The organism is Anabaena sp. FACHB-1391 (assembly GCF_014696755.1).
GTDB classification, from domain to species: domain Bacteria; phylum Cyanobacteriota; class Cyanobacteriia; order Cyanobacteriales; family Nostocaceae; genus Dolichospermum; species Dolichospermum planctonicum.
This window is the reverse complement of record NZ_JACJQS010000007.1, coordinates 66,449-92,167: the sequence shown is the minus strand read 5'-3', so window position 1 is coordinate 92,167 and position 25,719 is coordinate 66,449. Positions and strand designations below refer to the sequence as shown.

Below are 25,719 nucleotides of genomic sequence, written 5' to 3'. Positions count from 1 at the left end.
ATTATCATAAAATAAAATTACCAATTAACGATCATGTTTAGTATTCCCCAACCAGAAACAGAAGACAATAAATGGCGCAGACAATTAGATAAATTTGTCAAAAAAAATCAGCCAGAGCTAGCTGCACTTTTTTGGGGGTTGTGGTTAGAAAATGGCAATAGTCAGGGAACTATCGGTATTGATTTCCAACCAACTCCCCATTTTGTCTATTGTCCCCAATCCGAAATAGAAAAGTTGAATGATAGAGTTGAAAATCGTCTCCAAGAAATTTTGGGAATTATTGATAATCATAAACCCGAAACAGAGGTAGTCATGATTGGAATTGGTAAAGGAGAAATTAAACTAATCCAATTCGCACCCAAATCATCACCAGAAGCCTGTTTTCATGAAATAGGAAAAGATGTAGATGGATTATTGGATTTACTAGAACAGCGATTAATTGAGCAAATTAGCGATCGCTAGAAGCATTGATTGTGCTATAATAGGTCAGAAAAAATACACAATAATTGAATTAATTTATGATTCACCATTTTTCTATTGCTGCTGAAAATCCCCAACATACAGCCGCAGTTCTCGCCGAAATCATGAACGGAAACGTCCTTCCCTTCGCTCCTCATTCAGGTAGTTACATGATGCTATCCCCCGACAAATACGGAACAGGAATTGAAGTTTATCCATTAAAAATTGTCATCCAACCTGGTGAAGGAGAACAAAGTTGTCAGTTTCAAGAAACTTCTCACCCCAACAATTTTACAGCTACTCATGCAGCCATTTCCGTTGATTCTACCCAAGAACAAATAGAAGCAATTGGTCATAGAGAAGGTTGGAGAGTTATCCGTTGTCGTCGTGCTTTCTTTGATGTGATGGAATTTTGGGTAGAAAATAGAGTCATGATAGAATTTCTCACACCAGAAATGACAGATCAATATTTAAAACTCACACAGTCAGACAACTTGCTTTAATTCAGAAAAAGTGCTACTACTAGAAAAATGATGATTTTGGCTCAAAGCTTAACTATTGACTCGGTTTTAGTAAATAACTGTATCCAGTTCACAACCTGGGGATTTTCCTCCCTCCTACTCGCGGAAATTGTCAGAGATGCTTATCATGCTTTGTGTCATCAAATAACATGGTTAGCGAAATGGCATAATAAACATCATGCTGTATATAAACGGGATTTAACTTTAATTTCCCAACAAGCCTACGTAGACTCCCAATTGTATCACGATATCGTCGAATCGGTGATACTAGTAATCATCTTAACAATAATTGCCTTAGTAGCCCATCAATGGGGGTTATGGTTAGGAGTTGCTTATGCTGTTACTTTTTTATACGGTGCATCCCTGCGATATTTCCAAGGAACAATAGATACAGACTACAATCATTTACCCGGACCATTAGACGCAATTCCCTCCGTTTGGTGGGTAAATAGAAGCTATCATTGGCGACATCATTTTGATGATGTTAATGCTTACTATAGTGGTGTTTTTCCCCTAGTAGATAAAATTCTGGGAACAGGGCTTTCTCTCAAAGGAAAAACCGTAGCTTTAACAGGTGCTTCTGGTGCATTAGGACAAGCACTAGTAGGCGAATTATTAAAGCATAACGCCAAAGTGGTGGCATTAACAACCAACCCGGAAAAAATTACAATTCAACCGCGGGTTAAAGTTATCAAATGGGAATTGGGTAATGAAGCACAACTACAGGAAAGTTTAGAAAAAGTTGATATTCTCATTATCAATCATGGGGTAAATGTCTATGGAAATAGAGATTCTACTGCCATTTATAACTCCTATCAAATTAACACATTTTCCGCCTTAGAATTGATAGATATTTTTTCTGCAACCGTCAGAGGACCCCAAGACAAAGCCACCAAAGAAATTTGGGTAAATACATCAGAAGCAGAAGTTTCCCCAGCCTTCAGCCCTTTGTATGAACTGAGTAAAAGAGCATTAGGGGATATTGTCACCCTCAAAAGATTAGAACAAAATTGTGTAATTCGCAAATTAATTTGCGGACCATTCAAAAGTCAATTAAACCCCTATGGTATCATGTCAGCGTCCCAAGTAGCAAAGGGAATTTTATTTTTCGCCAAACGAGATTTTAGAAATATTATCGTCACAGTCAACCCCTTGACCTATATACTATTTCCCCTCAAAGAATTTAGCACCTGGTTATACTATCGGATTTTTAGTAAAAGGATGAAAAGCGAATAATTATAAAAATAACATTGCTAAATAAAATCTAACAGTCTCCTTTCTCTCCACCTCTGTGTCCTCTGTGCCTGGAGTGGTTCGTATCAAATAAGATAACTAATGATTTGTGAAAATGATCTAATCTCAAAATAACATAGTATACTGGGGTTAGTCGTATTTAACCCCAGTTGGATGAGCGAAAACAATTGCACTTTCCGGTGTTATGAGGTACATATCTAGCGGGCAAGATGCCCGCACCACAAGAGTTTCATGATTCAACTTTGTACCTCATCAGAGCGGAAAACGCTGTAATTCCCTGGCTTCCTTGGAGATTTTCTGTGAATATTTAATGATTATAAATTATGATTCAGAGAAAAATATATTTTCTATCATTCACAAAAACCTATATTTCATAAAAAAACATCCTGTTAATCCTCTAATTCTGGATATCCTGATTCTGACCATTATTTCTCTTGAAAATCTTGACCATTCTCAACCATCTTCTTCCCCTGAATTACCTGCAAACTCCCACCAGCATATAAACTAGGTTGACCGACATCAAAACCATAATCTGTTAATAAACCGGGTAAATCTGTTTTCAACAATTCCCAAGCTGTCTCCGTTTCAAATAACCAGAAAAATACCGCTAACCCCGGCCAAAATAGGGGATTTGTTGGGGGGTGAAAATCTATCAAAGTAAAAACTCCTCCCGGTTTTAACACTCGATAAACCTCCGTAATGATTTTTCGCAGTTGTTCCGGCTGCATTTCGTGTAAAGCCGCGCTAGTATGTACTACATCAAATAAATTATCTGCAAAAGGCATATCTTCCGCAAAAGCTTGGATATATGTAGCCTTTGGTACATTTTTCTGCGATCGCTGTATAGATAATGGAGAAGCATCTAAACCGGTGACATGATTGGAAAAATTCACCAAAAATCTGGTAACATGACCACTACCACAACACAAGTCTAAAATCTGGGTATCTGCTTTTAGTTCTAAATTTTCTAAAGCTAGACGACGAAACCGGGCTTCACCCCCCACAGTGACAGCGGCTAACCGGGAGATGCTATCATATAACCATTGGTATCTGTAACTCAAATCTCGAAAAATTGTCGCCATTGTATTTTTCCTGCCGATAAAGCTTTATATTTAATTAAAGATATATTGTTAACAACTTTAGTAAAAAATCTGTAAAGATTGGGGGAAAGTAATTGCTATGGGTCGTATAGGGGTATTATTACTTAATCTTGGTGGTCCAGATAAACTCGAAGATGTCGGACCGTTTTTGTATAACCTGTTTTCAGATCCAGAAATTATCCGTTTACCGTTTCGCTGGATGCAAAAACCCCTAGCTTGGTTTATTGCTACCCGCAGACAAGAAACATCTCAAGAAAATTATAAGCAAATTGGTGGCGGTTCTCCATTGCGACGGATTACAGAAGAACAGGGAGAAGCTATTAAATGTCAGCTAGGTAAATTAGGACAGGAGGCTAATATCTATGTAGGAATGCGTTATTGGCATCCTTACACAGAAGAAGCTATTGCCCAACTTACCCAGGATAACATTGATAAGTTGGTAATTCTCCCCCTTTACCCGCAATTTTCCATCAGCACTAGCGGTTCTAGTTTTCGGTTATTAGAACAATTATGGAAGGAAAACCCCAAACTCCAAGGTCTTGAATATACGGTGATTCCTTCTTGGTACAAAGCATCAGGTTATTTGCAAGCCATGTCAGAACTGATCATTGGGGAACTGGAGAAGTTTCCTGATCCTGATCATGTGCATATATTCTTCAGCGCCCACGGTGTCCCTAAAAGCTACGTCAAGGAAGCAGGTGATCCCTACCAGCAGGAGATTGAAGAATGCACTTACTTAATTATGCAAACCCTCAACCGTCCTAATCCCCACACTCTGGCTTATCAAAGTCGTGTTGGTCCTGTAGAATGGCTACAACCTTATACAGAAGATGCACTGAAGGAACTAGGCGGAAAAGGGGTGAAAAATCTCGTAGTTGTTCCCATTAGTTTTGTTTCCGAACATATTGAAACACTACAAGAAATTGACATTGAATACCGAGAAATAGCTGAAGAAGCAGGAATACACAACTTTGGACGGGTCCCAGCACCCAATACCAATCCGGTGTTTATTCAAGCTTTATCTGACTTGATTATTGATGCCCTTAAACAACCCAACTTGAAACTCTCTCAAGTTACCCAAATGAAAAAAAGGGTGAGAATGTATCCTCAAGAACGTTGGGAATGGGGAATAACCACCAGTGCCGAAGTTTGGAATGGTCGAATCGCCATGTTAGGATTTATTGGGTTGATGATCGAGTTAGTTACAGGTAAGGGCTTACTGCACGTGATCGGACTGTTACATTAAACATCTTCAAAAAAAAGATTGTAGAGAAGTTCCATGGGACTTCTCTACCAGGGTTTTAGGAAACGCACATTTAATTTTCACCCCCATCTATAATCAATTCTAAATACCCAGTCGTTGATAAACTTGTTCTAAATGCTGGAGATGATGTTGCGGATCAAAACAAGCTTCTATCTCAGCAGTTGACAAGTTTTTAATGACGCGCGGATCTTTGGTAATTAAATCACGGAAGTTCCCTTCTGGTTTGTTCCAAGCGGTGTGGGCGCTTTCCTGAACTATGGAGTATGCTTCTTCGCGGTTCAGTCCTTTGTCAATTAAAGTCAATAATACTCTTTGACTAAAAACTACTCCACCATAACAGTTGAGATTCCGTGTCATGTTTTCAGGATAAACCAGGAGGTTATTCACCAGGTTAGTGATTTCGTGTAGCATGAAATGGGTTAAAATGCAAGCATCTGGTAAAATCACCCGTTCTACAGAACTGTGGGAAATATCCCGTTCATGCCATAAAGCGACGTTTTCTAAAGCTGCACCAGCATAACTCCTGACTAGTCGTGCCATTCCTGTTAACCGTTCAGAACGGATAGGATTACGCTTGTGAGGCATAGCACTAGAACCCTTTTGTCCCTTGGCAAAAAATTCCTCAACCTCTAAAACGTCTGTTTTTTGCAGGTTACGAATTTCTACAGCAAACCGTTCTATAGAGGCAGCGAGTAGCGCTAATTGTTGCACAAAGTCAGCATGAAGATCACGGGAAATTACTTGTGTAGAAGCAGTATCTGGTTTCAGTCCGAGTTTTTCACAAGCGATCGCTTCCACACGCGGTTCTATATTAGCATAAGTTCCCACTGCACCAGATATTTTCCCGACCGCGATGGTTTTCTTGAGAATTTGCAGCCGTTCTTGGTGTCGTAATACTTCCGCTAACCAGCCAGCCAACTTAAAACCAAAGGTAATTGGTTCAGCGTGGATACCATGCGATCGCCCAATCATCACCGTATACCGATGGGTTGTAGCTTTTTTGCGAATTGCTGCAATTACATCTTCTAAGCGTTTTAACAACAAGTCCAGACTAGCCACTAATTGTAAAGCTAAAGCAGTATCTAATACATCTGAACTAGTTAGACCTAAATGAATATAGCGACCAGCATCACCTACATATTCATTAACATTTGTCAAGAAGGCAATAACATCATGACGAACTTCCGCTTCAATTTCTAGCACCCGTTTGGGGTCAAAATTCGCCTTAGCCTTAATTTCCTCAACTGCTGCTGCTGGAATATAACCCAGTTCTGCCTGTGCTTCGCATACCGCGATTTCTACATCTAGCCAGGTTTTCAGCTTATAGGTTTCACTCCACAGATTGCCCATTTCCGGCAAAGTATAACGCTCAATCACATTTACAGGATCTAATACAACTGTCATATTTTACATTGTAAATTACCCCTTGTGGAAAATAGACAAGAGGGTTAATCAACAGAAGAATTTTGATCAGATGTTTCTTGGGGAAGTTCCTTAAATCCCAATATCTGTATGAGACTAAAGGAAGAAAAACATCTTGATTTTTATTCAAGTCTAGGAGGATTTATGCGTGCAGTGTTAATGGCAGGTGGGTCGGGAACGCGGTTGCGTCCTTTGACTTGTGATTTACCCAAACCCATGGTTCCGATCTTAAATCGTCCTATTGCTGAACATATTATCAATCTTCTTAAAGGACACCGGATTTATGAAGTAATTGCTACATTACATTATTTACCAGATGTTCTCCGTGATTACTTCCAAGATGGCAGTGATTTTGGTGTACAAATGACCTATGCTATTGAAGAAGACCAGCCTTTAGGAACGGCAGGTTGTGTAAAAAATATTGCTGAACTTTTGGATGAAACCTTTTTAGTGATTAGTGGTGATAGTATCACAGATTTTGATTTGACTGCGGCCATTGAATTTCATCAACAAAAACAATCAAAAGCGACTTTAATATTAACCCGTGTGCCTAACCCCATCGAATTTGGTGTGGTAATTACAGATACAGAAGGACGCATTAACCGATTTTTAGAAAAACCTTCCACCAGTGAAATTTTTTCTGATACCGTCAATACTGGAACTTATATTTTAGAACCAGAAGTTTTAGATTATTTACCAGAACACACTGAATGCGACTTTTCTAAAGATTTATTTCCCTTACTACTAGCTAAAAATGAGCCAATTTACGGTTATGTTGCCGAGGGATATTGGTGTGATGTAGGTCACTTAGATGCCTACCGTGAAGCCCAGTATAATGCTCTAGAAAGGAAAGTTTTGCTCAAAGTAAGTTATCCAGAAATTTCCCCTGGTTTATGGGTAGGACAAAATACTTATATTGATCCTACAGCCAAAATTGACACTCCAGCGGTAATTGGTAATAATTGCCGAATTGGTGCAAGAGTACAAATTGAAAATGGAACAGTGATTGGTGATAATGTGACAATTGGTGCTGATGCCCATCTAAAAAGACCAATTATTTGGAATGGAGCAATCATTGGCGATGAAGCCCATTTGTCAGCTTGTGTAATCGCTCGTGGTACTCGTGTAGACAAACGCGCCCACGTTTTAGAAGCGGCTGTAGTGGGTTCATTATCCACCGTGGGAGAAGAAGCGCAAATTAGTCCTGGTGTGCGAGTTTGGCCGAGTAAAAAAATTGAGTCCGGTGCTATTCTCAATATTAATCTGATTTGGGGAAATACTGCCCAACGGAACTTATTTGGACAGCGGGGAGTACAGGGATTAGCCAATATTGATATTACCCCAGAGTTTGCGGTCAAATTGGGTGCTGCCTATGGTTCAACCTTAAAACCGGGTTCAATAGTCACCGTTTCCCGTGATCAACGCAATGTTTCCCGCATGGTGACACGCTCTTTAATTGCTGGTTTAATGTCTGTAGGTGTAGATGTGCAAAACCTGGATACTACAGCTATTCCCATCGCCCGGACGGTGATCCCCACAATGTCCGTAGCGGGGGGTATTCATGTGCGAGTACACCCAGAACGCCGTGATTATATCTTAATTGAATTTATGGATTTTAAGGGCATTAATATCTCTAAAGCCCAAGAAAAGAAAATTGAGGGGGCCTATTTTAAAGAAGATATGCGTCGTTCCCAAAGTCATGAAATTGGTGATGTGATATATTCTAGCCAATTGATGGATCGCTACTGCAAGGCCTTTGAGAAATTATTGAATGTGGACACTCTGCGTAACAGTCGGGCAAAAGTGGTCATTGACTATGTTTACGCCGTGTCTGGGGCAATTTTACCGCAAATGCTAGATAAATTTGGGGCTGATGCGGTGGTATTAAATGCTAGTTTGAATAAAACGGCCATTTCTAACGCTGATCGAGAATTACTATTAACTCAATTAGGCCACGTTGTCGAGGCCGTAAACGCTAACTTTGGGGTACAAGTATCAGCTAATGGGGAACAACTAATTTTAGTTGATGAATCGGGTTTTCCCATTCGCGGTGAAATGTTAACCGCTTTAATGGTTGATATGATGTTAACTGCTAACCCTAGAAGTTCCGTCGTTGTTCCCGTTCATGCTTCTAGTGCGGTGGAATTAGTTGCCCATCGTCATGATGGTAATGTAATTAGAACTAAAGCGAATCCGACGGCTTTAATGGAAGCTTGTCAAAAAAATTCTCACGTGGTTTTAGGTGGTAGTGGGGAAACTGGGTTTATTTTCCCCCAATTACACCCAGGGTTTGATTCCATGTTCTGTATAGCCAAGCTGATTGAAATGTTAACCATTCAAGAGCGATCGCTGGCAACCGTACGTTCTGAATTACCCCGTGTGATTAATAGAAATTACACCCTTCGCTGTCCCTGGACTGCTAAAGGGGCGTTAATGCGTTATTTGGTCGAAACCCACCCCGCTCAAAATTTGGAATTAATTGACGGTGTGAAAATTCGTCAACCCTATGATGACAATTGGCTTTTGATTTTACCAGATGCCAGTGAGCCTTTGGTTCATCTTTATGTTAACAGCAGCGATCGGGATTGGGTTGATGAAACCCTCAGAGATTACCGTTCCCGTATTCAATATTTTGTCGAACGTGAACAGGAGAATTACAGATTGGATATGTAAGCGGTGGGATAATTTACAGCAAGTAGCTTTGAGTGAAGTACACCTTGTGCGGGCAAGATGCCCGCACCACAAGAGTTTTATTATTAATATCTGTACTTCATAATATCGGGAACTGCTGTATGTTCCGTGTCCAGACACAAAGGAGCAAAAACCCAAAGTTTGAGATTTTAAATCTTCTCATGGTTATTCCCTATTTCCTGGAATGATTTCGGCTTGGGAATACATGGACGGGAACAGAATATTTACTAGTTACGTCAAAATAGACGAGTTTCATCTAAAAATTACTTTTACACAACTATTGTCTGAAAAACTATAGTTGTTTTTTTTTGGCATCTATCTACAGTTATCAGGACATCTCCCCCTATGATCAATCATGTAATGTTCCGATATGGAACCTTAACGCTTTTTTCGATATTTACCCTGATGGGGACAATTGGCGTTAAGACTGTACTTGCATCATCAGCAGAAGAAGCAGCCAATCGCGTTTGTACTCAAGGCAGTGCCGCCGTTGTCACAGTTAAAATTGGTAACGCCCATGGTAGCGGTTTTTTAGTCAGTCAAGATGGTTTAATTATTACCAACGCTCATGTCGTAGATGGTAGTCCTAGCGTTGTTACTGTGGTATTTCAGGATGGTAAACAAGTACCCGCCGATGTGATCGGTTTTGCTAGGGGTGGAGTGGATTTAGCAGCCTTAAAAATCCAAAACCGCAGAAACTTACCATATCTAAGTTTAGCTCGTCCTGGGACTGCTAAAATAGGTTATCGAGTATTTGCGATTGGTAGTCCTCTTGATGCTGATAACCGTGATACCTGCACCCAAGGTAATATTAGCCGCATTCGTCCCGACGGAACTATTCAACATACCGCACCTTTAAATCCTGGTAATTCTGGTGGCCCCTTATTAAACAGCCTAGGGGGAGTTATTGGTGTCAATACTAGTGTAGCTTTAGCTCCCGTTATTGTTGGTGGTATACCAGTGGGTGGTATACCTGCTGGAACTGGTATTAACTTTTCTCAACCAGGAGAAAAAGTCAAATCTTTTTTAGCAGATATCAAACAACAAAAAGTTTCTCCTATCTCGACCCTCCCTAAAGCCGAAGAACCATCTATAAAAACTATTTCCCTTGACGGTCAAGTAATTAATAGTAGTTTAAATGGTAGTCCTGATTATTATATATTTTCAGGTCGAGGAGGTCAAACGGTTGTGATTGAAATGGATAGTCAAAAGATTAATCCTTTCTTAACCTTATCTCAAGTTATCGAATCTGATGCTGGGAAGAAGATTGAAAAAATTGTTGAAAATGATGACAAAGGAGCAGGTAATTTTAATGCTAGAATTGTGATCACATTACCAGCAGATGGGAATTATTTAATAACTGCCACTTCTTCCGAAAAGGGGGAAACTGGTAATTATAGTTTACGGGCTATTTCCAAATATGAGTAGGTTGGGTTGACGAAGGAAACCCAACATCCTTAAACAAACACCCTCTAACTGTGTTGGGTTTCGCTGTTGCTCTACCCAACCTACATTTTCACAATCAACATCATTTTTTTATTTTGTTGACGAAGGAAACCCAACATCCATTTTAATAATCAACATCATTTTTTTTATTCAGGGGAATCAAAAATCATGAAATTACAATCACTTTCCACCTTTTTAGGATTAACAACATTGACCTTAACCATGAGCATAAATCCTGGTTTTAGTCAAGATAATACGTCTGAAAATCAACCTAATCAAGTCACATTTTTGTGTCAAGAAATATTTGATCCAGCCAGTGGTGAAAAAGTTCCCGCTACCATTGCTTGGGTTCCTGAACGTCAAGGTCACGTACGGTTTATTGGTTGGAAATCTGAGTATTTTGCCAAAGGTGGCTGGGCTCCTCAAAAACGTTGCCAAGAAGTATCTAAAAAATTCCAGAATTTTTATGAAGCAGGTCGTTTAAACCGCTTGACAACGGGTAAAAACAATGGTTATTCTGTGGTTTGTGCTGTGGCAATTGATGAACAAAGTTGTAATGGTAACAATCAATTATTTACCCTAAAAAATAATAGTGACCCAGGATTAGTTCTGGAGCAACTTGTGAATATAGCCCAGGGTAAAAGTTCAGAACCACTTTGGCAAAGTTCAGGAAATAGTAAGTATTTGAATGTGCGTAAATATTTGCAAAATGCCCCACTTGTGAATATTAAAAAATAGCCATTTAGAAAATAGCTATTCTTGACACAAATAAAAACGATATCAACGGTGCGTTACGAATAAAGCTAACGCACCCTACAAATTACAAATCATCTACTAATCAATAAGTAACATGAACCGCAATCTTGCCATTATTTCCTCCTTATTATTCCTATCTTTCCCTCCCTTGACATTAGCAAATGTTCCCCATTCCTTAGCTCAAACAATTACCCCGGCTACCTGTAATATAAAACCCGATAACCCCGAAAGTGGAGAATATGATTCACCACAAAAACTCCAAACCCTTGCTAAACAAATTACAGTTAGAGTCATGGGTGATAATAACAGTGGTTCAGGAACAATATTGGCTAAAAAGGGCAATTCTTATTTAGTTGTTACCAACTCTCATGTTTTACTGGGAGTTAATAAAGTTCAAATTAAAACACCTGATAATCAAATCTATTCAGCCCAAATTTTGCCTAATACTAATTTTGGTAAACTAGATTTAGCTGTCTTGCAATTTACATCTAATCAAAATTATTGTCTACCTAAAGAAATTGCTAGTTTTGATATTAATACAGATACACCAGTTATAGCCGCCGGCTATTCTAGCAGCAAAGGGGAAATAGTATTTAGAACTGGAACAGTAAAACAAATAATTTCTCAACCTAGTTTAAAAGCTGGATATGAAATTGGTTATACCAGCGATATTGAACAGGGAATGAGTGGCGGTCCAATTATTAGTAGTCAAGGGTATTTTCTGGGAATTAATGGGATTAGTTCCTATCCTTTAGTCAATTCTGGTTATGTTTATACCAACGGAAAACGCCCCACAAATACAGAAATTCAAGAATTTAGAAAACTCAGTTGGGGAATACCCATTAAAACCGTTTTAGCTCAGGTAAGACCAGAAGTTCTCACCGCTTATAATTTACCTATACCAGATATTAAACAGCAAATAGCAGAAGTACCATTAACAGGGTGGTTAGGAGAATTAGAAGCAAAAGCTAAACAAATTACCGTCAGAATTGATAGCAGTAGCGGTAGTAATGGTTCAGGAATTATTATCGCTAAACAAGGAGATATTTACACCGTTTTAACTGCTGCTCATGTAGTTTGTAAACCACCAGATAAACCGGGAAAATGTGAGCCAAATACTTATAAAATCCTCACAGTAGATGGTAAACAATATCCCGTAGAACCCAGCACGATTAAATTAGAAGAGGGGGTAGATTTAGCAGTAGTTAAATTCACCAGTCGGGAAAATTATCAAGTTGCGACTTTAGCAAATTATCCCATAAAAGATGATGAATATATGTTCACTGCGGGTTATCCCAGGTTAGGAGAAAAATCACCTTGGCGGTTCACATTGGGACAGATTTATAGTAAGGAAACAGGATTATTACGAACTACCCAATCAGATTTTAACAATAACAGTTCGGGTACAGCCCAAAGTGCAGTTTCTTTAACAGGAGGATATGAATTAGTTTATAGTAGTATCACCTTTGGCGGTATGAGTGGGGGACCTGTTTTAGATTCCCAAGGGCGAGTCATTGGTATTCATGGCAGAACTGAGGGACAAGCTGCTATTGATAATAATAGTAGTAGTCAAGAAACTATCCAATTAGGTAATAGTTTGGGTATTCCGGTGAGTACATTTTTGGCATTAGCTACCCGACTGAATACCCAAGCCCAAAAGATAGAAACCACCCCAACACCAGAACTAAATCAACAAAAAGTTAAGTCTATTCAAACAGCGATTTTATCAGTAGATGTTTCCCAAGGCAATACTACCGCCAGTCAATGGTTAGAAAGAGGAAATCAACTGTGGCGGTTACGTCGTTATCCAGAAGCAATACAGGCTTTTGACGCAGCAATTAACCAAAAACCAAAGTTTATTCACCTGGCTTATTATGGTAAGGGTTTGGCTTTAGGTTCAAGTGGAAAATATCCAGAGGCTATAACTGCATTGCAGCAAGCGGTGCAATCTCAACCTGATTTTGTGCCGGCTTGGTATAATTTAAGTGTAGGCTATGCAATATCAAACCAACTGGACAAAGCCTTAGCAGCCATAAATCAAGCCATTCAACTCCAGCCCAATAATCCTAAGTTGTATAATGAGAAGTATGCAGTTTTAAGTGATTTAAAAAAATATAAAGAAGCAGCAGCAGCGATAAATAAAGCCATTGAAATCAGTCCCCGTGCAGCATTTTACAGCAACCGGGGAGTTGTCCGTGCTGATTTAGGAGATAAGCAAGGAGCTATAGATGATTACAACCTAGCTATCAAGATTAATCCTAACTATGCCAAAGCCTACTACAACCGGGGATATGTCCGTAAGGATTTAGGAGATAAGCAAGGAGCAATAGATGATTTCAACCTAGCTATCAAGTTTAATCCTAACTCTGCCTATGCCTACTACAACCGGGGATATGTCCGTAATGAATTAGGAGATAAGCAAGGAGCAATAGATGATTACAACCAAGTGATCAGGATCAATCCTAACTATGCTGATGCCTACTACAACCGGGGAAATGCCCGTAATCAATTAGGAGATAAGCAGGGTGCAATAGAAGATTACAACCAAGCTATCAAGATTAATCCTAACCTTGACCTAGCCTACAACAACCGGGGACTTCTCCGTTATGAATTAGGAGATAAGCAAGGAGCAATAGATGATTACAACCAAGTGATCAGGATCAATCCTAACTATGCTGATGCCTACTACAACCGGGGAAATGCCCGTTCTGATTTAGGAGATAAGCAAGGTGCAATAGATGATTACACCCTAGCTATCAAGATTAATTCTAACGATGCCCAAGCCTACAACAACCGGGGAATTGTCCGTAATCAATTAGGAGATAAGCAAGGTGCAATAGATGATTTCAACCAAGCTATCAAGATTAATCCTAACGATGCCTATGCCTACGTCGGACGGGGAAATGCCCGTTATGAATTAGGAGATAAGCAGGGTGCAATAGCAGATTACAACCAAGCTATCAAGATTAATCCTAACTATGCCCTAGCCTACAACAACCGGGGACTTGTCCGTAATGAATTAGGAGATAAGCAGGGTGCAATAGATGATTACAACCAAGCTATCAAGATTAATCCTAACTATGCCGAAGCCTACGGCAACCGGGGACTTGTTTATTATCAACTTGGTGACAAACAAAAAGCCAGAGAAGACCTGCAACGAGCAGCGCAATTGTTCATGGCTCAAGGGAATACTGCTCTTTATGAACAAATAATGGCTTTATTAAAACAGTTGTAGGGAGTTTCTTTGGTGATGTTAATTGTGATTTTGTCAGAATCAGGATGTCCAGGATTTAAGGATTAACAGGATGTGATTGTGAGATTTTCCCTCGTTCCCTGGCTCTGCTGGGGAATGTTCACGGGAGGCTTTGGATGATAACAATAATATTTTGTCAGAATCAGGATACCCAGGATTTAAGGATTAACAGGATGTAATTGTGAGATTTTCCCTCGTTCCCTGGCTCTGCTGGGGAATGCTCACAGGAGGCTTTGGATGATAACAATAATATTTTGTCAGAATCAGGATGTCCAGGATTTAAGGATTAACAGGATGTGATTGTGAGATTTTTGGTTTGTCTTTGCGTTTTTGGGTGAGATAAAAAGGCCAGCAGAATTGATTGTATAAAAGATTTGGATTTGATGTAGGGGTAGCGCCCCCGTGCCTACCGGTGTTTTTGGGGCAACTACGGGGGGTTTGCCCCTGCGGAATTTTGTCAGAATCAGGATGTCCAGGATTTGAGGATTAACAGGATGTGATTTTTTGATTGTCCGGGACTTACGCAAAATATCTCTCAAACCCTCTTAACTTCCTGTCCTTTGCGTGCTTCGTGGTTCATTCTTCCGTAATTTATGCGTAAGTCCTGAAATAGTATAACATAAGTCCCAAAGGGGATTTATCCCCTCTTGTAGCTTTCATCCCCGACTTAAAAGACCACCTCGAAAACTTTGAGGATTTTTAGGTGTCAATTCCGGGGTTTTCGGCTTATTTTCTTGATTTTCTTATAAAAATTTTCAGGAGGTGCGGTAGTGAGTATCCAAAATCTAGTAGAGCAGCCTACAATCTCTTCAGACATCCCCTTTAGTGCAGATAACTTCAATCAAGTCGTCATGTCCACTTATGGACGCTTTCCCTTGGCTTTAGAACGGGGTGCGGGTTGTCGTGTTTGGGATAGTCAGGGTAACGAGTATCTGGATTTTGTCGCGGGAATAGCCACTTGTACTCTAGGACACGCCCATCCAGCAATGGTAGAGGCTGTAACTAGACAAATTCAAAAACTGCATCATGTCTCTAATTTGTACTATATTCCCGAACAGGGTGCATTAGCTCAATGGATTGTTGATCATTCTTGTGCAGATAGAGTATTTTTCTGCAATTCTGGTGCTGAAGCTAATGAAGCAGCCATTAAACTAGCTCGTAAATATGGACATACGGTGTTAGAGATTGCTAACCCGATTATTTTAACTGCCCATGCGAGTTTTCACGGGCGGACTTTAGCAACCGTTACCGCTACCGGACAACCAAAGTATCAAAAGCACTTTGATCCTTTAGTTCCTGGTTTCCACTATGTCAATTATAACGATATTAGAGCAGTTGAGGCTGCTGTGACTGAGTTAGATGAAGGTAATTATCGTGTTGCAGCTATTTTAATTGAACCTTTACAAGGTGAGGGTGGAGTTCGTCCCGGAGATATTGCCTATTTTAAGCGATTGCGGGAGATTTGTGATGAAACCGGTATTTTGTTGATTTTCGACGAAGTGCAGGTGGGTATGGGACGCAGTGGTAAACTATGGGGTTATGAACATTTGGGAGTAGAACCAGATATTTTCACCAGCGCCAAAGGTTTGGGCGGTGGTATTCCCATCGGTGCGATGATGAGTAAGAAGTTCTGTGATATTTTCCAACCGGGAGAACACGCAAGTACCTTTGGTGGTAATCCCTTTGCTTGTGGTGTGGCACTGAGTGTTTGTGAGACCTTGGCAAAAGAGAATATTTTACAGAATGTCACAGAACAGGGAGCGCATTTACGAGAGGGATTAAAAGCGATCGCTCTTAAATATCCCCAGTATATCACAGAAGTGCGCGGTTGGGGTTTAATCAACGGCATGGAAATCAAAGCGGATATTCCCTTAACTGCTGCTGAAGTTGTGAAAGCTGCTATGGAAGCAGGTTTATTACTTGTTCCCGCAGGTCCCAAGGTTGTGCGGTTTGTGCCTCCCCTAATTGTCACAGAAGCAGAAATCAACCAAGCATTAAAAGCTGTAGAAAAAGCATTAGCTAAAGTAACAGCATAGGTAATTAAAAATTCGTAATTTGTAATTTTAAGAATTATCAATTACGAATTTTTCATCTTGTAAATTACAACAGATCAATTTGGAATAAATTAATCAAAAAAGGTAATAGGCAATATAATAAAGTATTATATGTTATATAACAATATACAGCAAGTAGCTTTGAGTGAGGTACACCTTATGCGGGCAAGATGCCCGCACCACAAGAGTTTTATCATTTTACCCATTACCAGCCTCAACAGATATGATAAGTGTTCAACCGGACATAATATGATCTCATAAACTTGCGGTATTTTACTGTAAAACAGTATAACTAGGTTTATTAACTACAAAAAATGCCGCAAGATCTAACTTTGATTCATAGCTTACTTCTCTTGAGTACGTCCTTTATTGCTGGTGGACTAAATGCTGTAGCGGGTGGTGGTAGTTTTATTACATTTCCGACTCTGATATTTACAGGTGTCGCACCAATTACTGCTAATGCTACTAATAATACTGCTCTGTGGATAGCAGCTATAGCCAGTGCAGGGGCTTATCGTCGAGATTTGAGTATCGAAAAACGACAATTATTACTACTGACTGGCACAAGTATAGTTGGTGGTGTTATTGGTTCAGTGGCTTTATTATATACATCACCGGATGTATTTAAAAAGATGCTACCCTATTTGTTACTATCAGCAACCTTAATATTTACATTTAGTGATTCTTTGAAAAGCTGGCTGCAACTTAGGACTAGAAATGATTTTTCTGCAACCCCACCTTTGTTTATTCTGCTAATTTCTCAATTGCTAATCTCTATTTATGGTGGTTTTTTTGGTGCTGGTATAGGCATTTTAATGTTAGCAACTTTAACCTTTTTAGGTATTAAAAATATTCACGCTATTAATGCTTTTAAAAGCTGGTTAGGAAGTTGTATTAATGGTGTGGCAATTATTCCCTTTATGTTCGCTAATTTGATTGCTTGGCATCAAGTTATTATCATGGCAGTCGGAGGTTCTTTAGGTGGTTATTTATGCGCTCATTTTGCTCGCAAACTAGAACCCGGTTTAGTACGAAAATTTGTCATAGTGGTAGCTTTTGCCATGACTACCTACTTTTTTATTCATGGTTAAGTAGGTAGGCATCATTAAATACAAATCATTAAATACAAGATGAGTAACCCCACAATAACTGTATAACTTGTGGGATAGACATCTTGCCTGTGCAAATATTAATTAAATATAAAACTACTAATTTTGTGGCTTTGATTACAGTTTTTTCCATCTGGTAACGCTTGAATACAAAAATAACCTATTTTTCCCAGATAATAAACAAGACTATCTCAAGGATTACACCATAGGGATCACCGCTAATCTAAAGCTAATCTAAAAAAGTTACATCTAAAGTAAATTTATATATCTGAAGCATGATGATAAGAATTATCAGGTTTAAGATGATAAAAGATATCAAGTTCACGACAATTAAACATTTTTTGTCAATTTTTCTCAAATCAAAAATTATAATTTTAGGGTTTTTAAAATGCAAGTATTACAAAAGATTCATTGCCCAAATTGCGGTAGTGCGGCTGAACGTCACTATATTGCTGATAGTCAAATTACGCGGACACAATGCCCTAGTTGCGACTACCTGATGATAACTTGCACTCGCACTGGTAAAGTCATTGAGGCTTATGCACCAGGTATTTATGCTAGGAAATAATTGACAATTTTTGACAATAATTGACAATTTTAATGACAAATTACCTTTTAGTTGTTCTCAATTGTCCACAAGCAGCGTTCGCTTCTAAACCGCGAGAATAACGGACACTAACAGCAGTATTCTGTTGTTGAAGAACGTTAACAAAGGCTTCTATGCGATCGCGGTTGGGTCTTTGATAATCTACTTCCTGAATGGGATTATAGGGAATCAAGTTAACATGACTTTGAAAGCCTCGTAAACGTTTTGATAATTCCAAAGCGTGTTCAGGTAAATCATTGACTCCAGCCAGAAGAATATATTCAAAAGTTACTCTACGTCCGGTTATTTCTACATATTCTCGACATTCTGCGAGTAAGTCTTCTATGGGGTAGGGTTTGGCACTGGGAATTAGTTGCTCTCGTAATGCTTGGTTAGGTGCGTGGAGACTGACAGCGAGGGTAATTTGTAATTGGTGTGCGGCTACTTGACGAATACGTGAGGGAATGCCTACAGTAGATAGTGTAAGCGATCGCGCACCAATGCCCACATCTTGATTAATAGATTTAATTGCTAAAATCACATTTTCCGTATTTAACAACGGTTCACCCATGCCCATAAATACCACATTACTAACCCGTTCTTGAAAATCTTCTTGAACAGTTAGGACTTGATCAACAATTTCCCCACGGGTGAGATTGCGCTTATAACCACCTTTACCAGTAGCGCAGAAATCGCAGCCCATGGGACAACCAACTTGAGTAGAAACACAGACAGTTAAGCGTTTATCGCTGGGAATACCCACAGTTTCCACAATTTCCCCGTCAGCCAATTTCAGCAGATATTTAACCGTATCATCAGGGGCAACAGAGCGGTAATGTAGAGAAGAACGGCCTATGGGAATATCTGCCACTTGCGAACGCCAATTTTTAGGAAATACAGAAATATCAGCCAGGGAGCGCGCTCCCTTATGATATATCCAATCATGTAATTGCTTACCCCGATAACTGGGCTGTCCCTGTTGCTGTACCCAAGCGGTTAACTCCGTTACCGAAGCGCCCAGGAGAGGAGGAAGAAGTTCAGATTTTACGGAGTTAGGTGAATCTACCTGAGATACAAGGGGCGTAGCAGACATAATAAATTACAAATTGATGCTAATTCCCCATTGTACTATATTGTTTTTGTTTCGCGCTAAGGGGCAAAGGAGCAAAGACCCAAAGCCAGAAATAGATTAAGGGACATCTAAGGTAATAATAGTAACTTCTGGCGGACAAAATAACCGTCCTGGGAAATAAGTTCCTAAACCCCGATTTACATATAATTGATTATTTCCTATTTGATGTAAACCTTCTGACCATTGCCAATGGTATAATATGGAATGGGTTTTCCGTAAAAATGGTAGTTTGCGCTTAATTTTCTTGGGGATTTTTTTCAATATTTTTGTGTAGTAAATTATTGCTGGTCCTAGACCCGGAATGACAATTTGTCCCCCGTGAGTATGACCAGATAATTGTAAATCTACTCGCCATTTTTGCAGTATTTCTGCTGTATCTGGGTTATGGGATAAGACAATACAAGGTGTAGTAGAATCGAGTTGGTTCATGATTGGTTCTGGGTTAAATTCTCGTGAATAAATATCTGCTAATCCTACTAAGGGTAATTTGTTTCCCAAGGGGTAAGCAATTTGATTCCAAAGCACTTTAATCCCGACGTTGTTTAAAGCATCTGTAATTTCTGGTTTGGAACTGGGAAAAGCTATATCATGATTTCCCAGAATAGCATAGACACCATGGCGACTTTGGAGATTTTTCAGTTTTGGTGCTAATTGATGAATTGGTTTTGCTTTTGCGTTCACATAGTCACCAGTTAAAATTACTAGGTCTGGTTTTGCTGCATTACTAATTGCGATCGCTTCTGTTAACATTTTCTCTGATAAAAGACCATCAGCATAATGAAAATCTGACATCTGTACCAGTTTTAATCCTACTAAGGATGGATGTAAATTTTTGATTTTTACGACTAATTTTTCTGTGCTTAAAGCTCCAGATAATAACTTGTGCATAACTAACTAATATTTATTATATTTCGTTTATCACTTAATATAAATACAATTCACTCAATTCTCAATCCTTATAGATCCCCGATTTATTTAATAATTATTAAATAATTATTTAAGAAGTTGGGGGTCTAATTTGGCCACCATTTCCGCACGGGTAGAAACTTCTAATTTGCGAAACATTCTTTTTAAAGCCTGTTTAACAGAATTTTGAGTAATCCATAATTTAACCGCAATTTCGCCATTAGTACAACCTTGGGCTACTAGTTTGGCAATTTCCAATTCTCGCGCTGTTAAGGGACAATTATCCACAGATAAAAAGGTTTTTGATTTTACCCGTAATGTGGCAATTTTAGCGGACAAATGCAGACAAACTGCACTTAAATCGGCTAAATCATTACTATCAAAAGGCAGATTTCCGGGGTCACGGGCAAAATTTAAAGTCCCCACTAATTGACCATCACAAACTATCGGGCCAGTCATTACGTGTTCGTGACGAGAACAGTAATTTTTCCAATCTTCGGGAGATAAAATTAACTGTTCATGGGTGGGAGCGTGACGTTCCATAACATAACGCCCAATGGGATTAGCTTCTAAGCAAACAGCGGGAATTTCGGGAATCTTGATTTTAGTATTTAACTGGTAATCTAGGAGATTAATACCCCAATGTTGAACCGCAAAATGTTCGCCAATGGTATCCATTAAAGCTAGTTTTAATTCTTGCTCATTTTGGACATTAGCGATCGCCTGGAAAATGGCGTGGAGTGTTTTAGCCATAAGTGTACCCATTTGGGGACTATGCGAACCTTGATAATTACTTCTATGCTAATACCAGCAAGAATAAAATGCTATTTTCACTTCCTATAGAGGATTTTTCCCCATGACAGTCACTCAAATCTCTGCTCAAGAACTTTTTCAGGCTGCTTACGAAAACCGTTATACTTGGGATGAAAATTTCCCTGGTTATACCGCAGATATTACTTATAAGCATGATGGCCAAGTGATCATAGGTCAAGTCCGAATTGATGCCAGTCTCAAAGCTGAAGTTCTCAATGTCGAGGACGAAGCGGCTAAAAAAGCCATTCACGGTCAAGCCTGGGAAATCGCTGTTCACCGTGTGCGTCGTCCCTTTGCACAAACTCACGGCGCAAATACTTTTAGATATGGTAGCACGGACGCAACTGGCGCAGTAGAAATTTTTGTTGGTGGTAAGTCAGAAGGAGATAAATACAAAGTGCGTAACAATGAAGTTTGCCACGTTCACCGTTTAATTCACGGTACTTTTGTAACTATTGACACCTTTACCAGTCATGATACAGGGGCAGGATATCTTTCTCATACTTATAATTCTGTGTACCATGACCCAGAAACCGGCGCACAAAAGGGTGGAAAAAGCGATTTTACTGATGAATATGAAAAGGTAGGTAATTATTATATTCTCAACCGTCGGGAAATTCGCACGGAAATAGCCAACAGTCTTTCTATTCAAGATTTTATCTTTTCTAACATTGAGTTGTTAGGCTAGATTTTTGAATAGTTAAAAGTTTTTAAGATAGGCATTTTGCCTATCCTAAAATCTCATGATTCAGCTATTCAGATCCCCGAATTATGGTAAGAAATCATAGTTTTGGCTATTTTATTTATTTTATTGGCAAACTCACGGTAAAAGTTGAACCAACTCCCACTTGACTATTAACTGTAATCTCACCTCCGTGTACTTCAACGCACTGTTTGACAATTGTTAATCCTAAACCACTACCAGGAATTATTCCTACATTTTCTCCTCGATAAAATGGTTGAAATACTTGTTTTTGGTCTGATTCTATAATCCCAATTCCCTGATCTTGAAATCTCAAAATTACGGATTTTTCCTGTTTAATTATTTCCAATAAAATCCTACCGCCAATACTTGAATATTTAATGGCATTATTGAGTAAATTACTGACAATATGCTTTAATAATGTTTCATCTCCCAAAAATTCAAAACAGTGTTCAGAACTGGTAAAAATTAAACTCAACTGTTTTTCTTGAGCAAATAATTGAGATTGTTCTACTAATTCATAGCATAATTTTTCTAAATCCAGTATCTGTGGTTGATAGCATAATTTACCTGCATGAGATTTACCAATTATTGAAGCTTCATCTAATAAATTGTAGACATTTTTAATCGCAGAACTAATAAGTTGTAAATGATTTATTTTGCCATCATTTGTTAATTCTGGATCACGCTTTTGTAGTAATCGAGCCGCTAAGAGAATGGTATTCAAGGGATTACGAATATCATGGGAAAGCATGGAAACAAATTCAGATTTAAGCTGATTACTTTCTTGGGATTTTAAAAGTTCTGTGGTTCTTTCTTCGACTTGATTTGCTAATGTTTGATTAACTTGATGTAATTGTTCTAAAAATTTTTTACGTTCTATAGCATATCTACAGGAACGCACCAATATATCTGGATTTACGTGCCTTTTAACTAGATAATCTTGCGCTCCCTGTTTCACTGCTTCAATGGCTAATTCTTCATCATTTGTGTTAGTCAGAACTATGATGGGATTACTAGGATTTTGCTGGAGTAACTGGGGTATGGAAGATAATCCTTGACTATCGGGAAGAGTTAAATCTAACAAAATTACGTCGTATTTTTCGTTGTTTAATTTGTTGATTCCCTCTTGGAGTTTTTGAACATGAACTAAACTGAAATTTTGAGATTTTGTCAGTTTAATAAACTCTTGTAATAACCTAGCTTCTGCTAAGTTATCTTCAATTAATAGGATTTTTAGTGTGGAAGTTGCAGTAATCATTTTCTGGTTTGACTCTGATGAGTTATGGGTAAGATAAACTTTTGTTAGATGAGTTTTCAAGTTTTAAAAGATATATCAAATATAGCTTTATGCAACGGATATACAAAATTTCCGGTAAAAGCCATATAGCAAAAGACTTTTATTCCTCATTCTTGCTATAGTTTGATTCTAATGGTAAAGTCACGGTAGAAAACCAAAATCCCTCAATACTCTGGATGATTTCGAATAGCTGACTCAGATTACGAGGTTTGGTAATATAGCAGTTAGCGTGTAAGTCGTAACTATCGAAAATGTCATCTTCATTTTTTGAAGTGGTTAATACTATGACGGGAATGCGTCTTAGTCGAGGATCAGATTTAATTTCTGCTAATACTTCTCTCCCATCTTTTCTGGGTAAATTCAAATCTAATAAAATTAAATCAGGTCGTTGTGTGTTAGCATATTCTCCTTCTTGACGGAGGTAATTTATAGCTTCTACACCATCCCTAACTGTAACTACTTCATGAGGTAATGAACTGGTTTTTAATGCTTCTTGAATGAGACGAACATCAGCTTTATTGTTCTCCACTAAAAAGATTATTTTGTGTGTTTCTGCTATTTTAACGCTCACGATTACAACCTCTGACGGGAATTGTAAAGTAAAAAGTCGCACCTTGACCGAGTTGTGACTCTACCCAGATTCGTCCTCGATGACATTCAATGATTTTTTTACAAATAGCTAAACCCATTCCTGTACCGGGATATTCATCTCTGGTGTGTAAACGTTGAAAGATGATAAAAATGCGATCGCTAAATTGCGGATCTAGACCAATGCCGTTATCCTGAATTGAGAATAACCATTCATCTTCTAATCTTTCCGCACCAATATGAATTTTTGGTGGTTGACTACTGTGGAACTTAATAGCGTTACCAATGAGGTTTAAAAATAGCTGGATTAATTGTGTTTCATTGGCCATGACGGTGGGTAAGGGATCATGGGTAATGATTGCACCAGTTTCCGTAATCCGTTGACGTAAATTCTTCAAAGCCCGATTTACAGCAGTTTCTACTTCCGTGACTTGAAAAACAATTCCTAATGTATCTACCTGGGAGTATGCGAGTACGTCATCAATTAAGGTCTGCATTAAACTGACTCCTTCGACAACATAACTAATAAACTCCTTTGCATCTGCGTCTATTGTTGCTGCATAGCGCATTTCCAAAAGTTGCACATAATTGGCTACTTGATTTAATGGTTCTTGCAAATCATGGGAAGCGACATAGGCAAATTTTCTCAATTCTGCATTAGAACGTTGTAAATTTTCAGCTAATTGGGCTAATTCATCAGCTTGACGGAGGACAATATTGATGATGGATTTTCGTAATTCCAATGCAGCTTTAATTTCTACATTTTGCCAGGGTAAAGATGTTAATTGAACTATTTCTTTCCATAAATCAAATGATTTACGCGGACACAACCGGACATTTCCCTCAGATTCATCAACTGAAAAAGCTTGATGGGGATTCCCACCCCAATTGACAGTTTGAATTATTTCTGGTCGAAACCACAATAGATAATTTTTCTGAGAAATGGGAATAGCTAATAACCCACTAGCAACGTTTTTCAAGCTAATCGCATCTGGATAAATCTGAGGTAAGGAATTTGTGGAAAATACCTCATCTTTGACATTATTTTTTAGCCATGCTACTAAAAAATTCAGTTCTTCTGCTGGAGGAGTATTACCAATTAGGGTATATTTTCCGCCAAAATAAACTGCTGCTCCCTCTGCATTAGTTAAATCTAGCAGATTTATTTGATTTTTGACTAAACCATCAATAAAGTTCTGTTCTTGAGACATATATTCAATCAATTGGGATTGAACTTGTTTCAAATTTATCTGATATTTGTAATCTTCTGTTTCTTCTTTGCCAGAAATTTCTGAAAATATAATTCTTCCTAAAAATTCACAAGCTTTCCGTAATTCGTAGGAAATATATTTGGGTGATTGATGATGACAAGCAATTAAACCCCAAAGTTTGTGATCCTTAATTAAGGAGATTGTCAAAGATGCACCTACGCCCATATTATGTAAATATTCTATATGACATGGTGCGGCACTTCTGAGAGTGGAATTAGTTAAATCAATGGGTTTTCCGCTAACTGGGTTAATCTTGGGGAAAATTTCTACTGATGATTGAACGTTTGTATCGGGAATAACTCTAATGGAATTTTCTAGAAATAATTGTCGTGCTGGCTGAGGAATATCTGATTCTGGATAATGTAATCCTAAATAAGACTCTAAACTATCTATTTTTTCTTCAGCAATTACAGAACCATGTCCATCATCACAGAATTTATATAACATGACTCTGTCAAATCCGGTTATTTTTCGGATTTCTTGGACAATAATTTGACTAAAATCACGGAGGCTTTTAGTTGTTTTTAATCGATTAATTGAGGCTTGAGTTAAATGATAAAAACTTAAAAAAGGAATATTCTCTTGAGATGCTGTCGGTTCTAATTCTAAGATTAAAAATCCTTGAGAATTTCGATAAAAAGTGGCATCAAATATTGTATATTCATCTCCTTGTTTCTTGATCCAAATTTTGGTAGGGTTAATAAAATCTAAATTTTCTTCTGATAACCAAAATTTGATTTTCTGTATTTGGTAAGGATCTAGTAAGTCTTCTAATTCCTGTTGTACCATATCTTCTGGAGATATGCCAAAAGTATTAAAAGTATTTTGACTAATTTGTAATATTTGTAAATCTGGCTCTTGTAAGACTAACAAAATCCCATGGGGCTGAATTTCACTAATCAAATGTATTTGCGCTTCTTTTGAGCCTGTGATATTAATATGCTGTTGCTTAACATTGATATCCATAAACCCTTCCTTCCATGATTTTGGAGCATAAAATATATAGATTGCATTTAAATTCCTCACACCTATAAAAATTTTTTTGATTTAGTACCTTTGACAGTGGTACAGTCTATAGGTACAATCGCTCT

General features: G+C 38.4%; 20 protein-coding genes. 12 read left to right on the top strand and 8 right to left on the bottom strand.

What is annotated here, in order from left to right:
• The first annotated feature begins 33 nt into the window (after positions 1-33).
• From H6F62_RS05240 to H6F62_RS05230, 3 genes are read left to right on the top strand one after another with little or no spacing between them, the layout of a single operon-like run.
• On the top strand, positions 34-462 hold the full coding sequence (locus tag H6F62_RS05240) for a hypothetical protein (protein WP_137906271.1): 429 nt from the start codon (positions 34-36) through the stop codon (positions 460-462).
• A gap of 56 nt (positions 463-518) precedes the next feature.
• Positions 519-962, top strand: coding sequence for a hypothetical protein (locus H6F62_RS05235; RefSeq protein ID WP_028091432.1), 444 nt, complete (start codon positions 519-521; stop codon positions 960-962).
• A gap of 30 nt (positions 963-992) precedes the next feature.
• Positions 993-2,216 (top strand): bifunctional sterol desaturase/short chain dehydrogenase, encoded by a 1,224-nt coding sequence (locus tag H6F62_RS05230; RefSeq protein ID WP_190371521.1) that lies wholly within the window; start codon positions 993-995, stop codon positions 2,214-2,216.
• Between the two features lie 443 nt (positions 2,217-2,659).
• Here the strand turns inward: H6F62_RS05230 and H6F62_RS05225 are convergent, their stop codons facing one another.
• A complete protein-coding gene (locus H6F62_RS05225; RefSeq protein WP_190371493.1) occupies positions 2,660-3,316 on the bottom strand; it encodes a class I SAM-dependent methyltransferase in 657 nt (218 codons plus the stop codon).
• A gap of 97 nt (positions 3,317-3,413) precedes the next feature.
• On the opposite strand from H6F62_RS05225, the gene hemH reads away from it, so the two are divergent.
• A complete protein-coding gene (gene hemH / locus H6F62_RS05220; RefSeq protein WP_137906269.1) occupies positions 3,414-4,580 on the top strand; it encodes a ferrochelatase in 1,167 nt (388 codons plus the stop codon).
• 99 nt (positions 4,581-4,679) lie between these two features.
• Here the strand turns inward: hemH and purB are convergent, their stop codons facing one another.
• Positions 4,680-5,975 carry an adenylosuccinate lyase gene (purB, locus tag H6F62_RS05215; protein ID WP_137906374.1) on the bottom strand — a complete coding sequence of 432 codons (1,296 nt, stop codon included), beginning with the start codon at positions 5,973-5,975 and terminating at the stop codon, positions 4,680-4,682.
• Between the two features lie 189 nt (positions 5,976-6,164).
• Here purB and H6F62_RS05210 point away from each other — a divergent pair, with 189 nt between their 5' ends.
• From H6F62_RS05210 to H6F62_RS05180, 7 genes are all read left to right on the top strand, one after another.
• A complete protein-coding gene (locus H6F62_RS05210; RefSeq protein ID WP_137906268.1) occupies positions 6,165-8,693 on the top strand; it encodes a mannose-1-phosphate guanyltransferase in 2,529 nt (842 codons plus the stop codon).
• A gap of 363 nt (positions 8,694-9,056) precedes the next feature.
• Positions 9,057-10,139 (top strand): trypsin-like peptidase domain-containing protein, encoded by a 1,083-nt coding sequence (locus H6F62_RS05205; protein ID WP_190371492.1) that lies wholly within the window; start codon positions 9,057-9,059, stop codon positions 10,137-10,139.
• A 186-nt stretch (positions 10,140-10,325) separates the two neighbouring features.
• Positions 10,326-10,895, top strand: coding sequence for a COP23 domain-containing protein (locus tag H6F62_RS05200; protein ID WP_190371491.1), 570 nt, complete (start codon positions 10,326-10,328; stop codon positions 10,893-10,895).
• 112 nt (positions 10,896-11,007) lie between these two features.
• Positions 11,008-14,148: a tetratricopeptide repeat protein gene (locus H6F62_RS05195; RefSeq protein WP_190371490.1), complete on the top strand. Its 3,141-nt coding sequence runs from the start codon at positions 11,008-11,010 to the stop codon at positions 14,146-14,148.
• 788 nt (positions 14,149-14,936) lie between these two features.
• Positions 14,937-16,202, top strand: a complete 1,266-nt coding sequence (locus H6F62_RS05190; RefSeq protein WP_137906264.1) for an aspartate aminotransferase family protein — start codon at positions 14,937-14,939, stop codon at positions 16,200-16,202.
• 332 nt (positions 16,203-16,534) lie between these two features.
• Positions 16,535-17,311: a sulfite exporter TauE/SafE family protein gene (locus tag H6F62_RS05185; RefSeq protein WP_137906263.1), complete on the top strand. Its 777-nt coding sequence runs from the start codon at positions 16,535-16,537 to the stop codon at positions 17,309-17,311.
• Positions 17,312-17,717: 406 nt separating this feature from the next.
• Positions 17,718-17,897 carry a replication restart DNA helicase PriA gene (locus H6F62_RS05180; protein ID WP_137906262.1) on the top strand — a complete coding sequence of 60 codons (180 nt, stop codon included), beginning with the start codon at positions 17,718-17,720 and terminating at the stop codon, positions 17,895-17,897.
• Positions 17,898-17,937: 40 nt separating this feature from the next.
• Here H6F62_RS05180 and rlmN read toward each other — a convergent pair whose 3' ends face one another.
• The 3 genes from rlmN to H6F62_RS05165 form a co-directional block, all read right to left on the bottom strand.
• Positions 17,938-19,008, bottom strand: a complete 1,071-nt coding sequence (gene rlmN, locus H6F62_RS05175) for a 23S rRNA (adenine(2503)-C(2))-methyltransferase RlmN (RefSeq protein WP_190371489.1) — start codon at positions 19,006-19,008, stop codon at positions 17,938-17,940.
• Positions 19,009-19,104: 96 nt separating this feature from the next.
• Entirely contained in the window at positions 19,105-19,935 is an 831-nt protein-coding gene (locus tag H6F62_RS05170) for a metallophosphoesterase (protein ID WP_190371488.1), read from the bottom strand.
• A gap of 105 nt (positions 19,936-20,040) precedes the next feature.
• Positions 20,041-20,706, bottom strand: coding sequence for a LuxR C-terminal-related transcriptional regulator (locus tag H6F62_RS05165; protein WP_137906259.1), 666 nt, complete (start codon positions 20,704-20,706; stop codon positions 20,041-20,043).
• A gap of 103 nt (positions 20,707-20,809) precedes the next feature.
• Here H6F62_RS05165 and H6F62_RS05160 point away from each other — a divergent pair, with 103 nt between their 5' ends.
• Positions 20,810-21,454 carry a DUF3386 domain-containing protein gene (locus H6F62_RS05160; protein WP_137906258.1) on the top strand — a complete coding sequence of 215 codons (645 nt, stop codon included), beginning with the start codon at positions 20,810-20,812 and terminating at the stop codon, positions 21,452-21,454.
• Positions 21,455-21,569: 115 nt separating this feature from the next.
• Here the strand turns inward: H6F62_RS05160 and H6F62_RS05155 are convergent, their stop codons facing one another.
• From H6F62_RS05155 to H6F62_RS05145, 3 genes are all read right to left on the bottom strand, one after another.
• A complete protein-coding gene (locus H6F62_RS05155; protein ID WP_137906257.1) occupies positions 21,570-22,730 on the bottom strand; it encodes a hybrid sensor histidine kinase/response regulator in 1,161 nt (386 codons plus the stop codon).
• A gap of 139 nt (positions 22,731-22,869) precedes the next feature.
• Positions 22,870-23,340 carry a response regulator gene (locus tag H6F62_RS05150; protein WP_190371487.1) on the bottom strand — a complete coding sequence of 157 codons (471 nt, stop codon included), beginning with the start codon at positions 23,338-23,340 and terminating at the stop codon, positions 22,870-22,872.
• Positions 23,330-25,594, bottom strand: a complete 2,265-nt coding sequence (locus tag H6F62_RS05145; protein WP_190371486.1) for an ATP-binding protein — start codon at positions 25,592-25,594, stop codon at positions 23,330-23,332. Before H6F62_RS05145 ends, H6F62_RS05150 begins: the two co-directional genes overlap by 11 nt.
• Positions 25,595-25,719 lie beyond the last annotated feature (125 nt).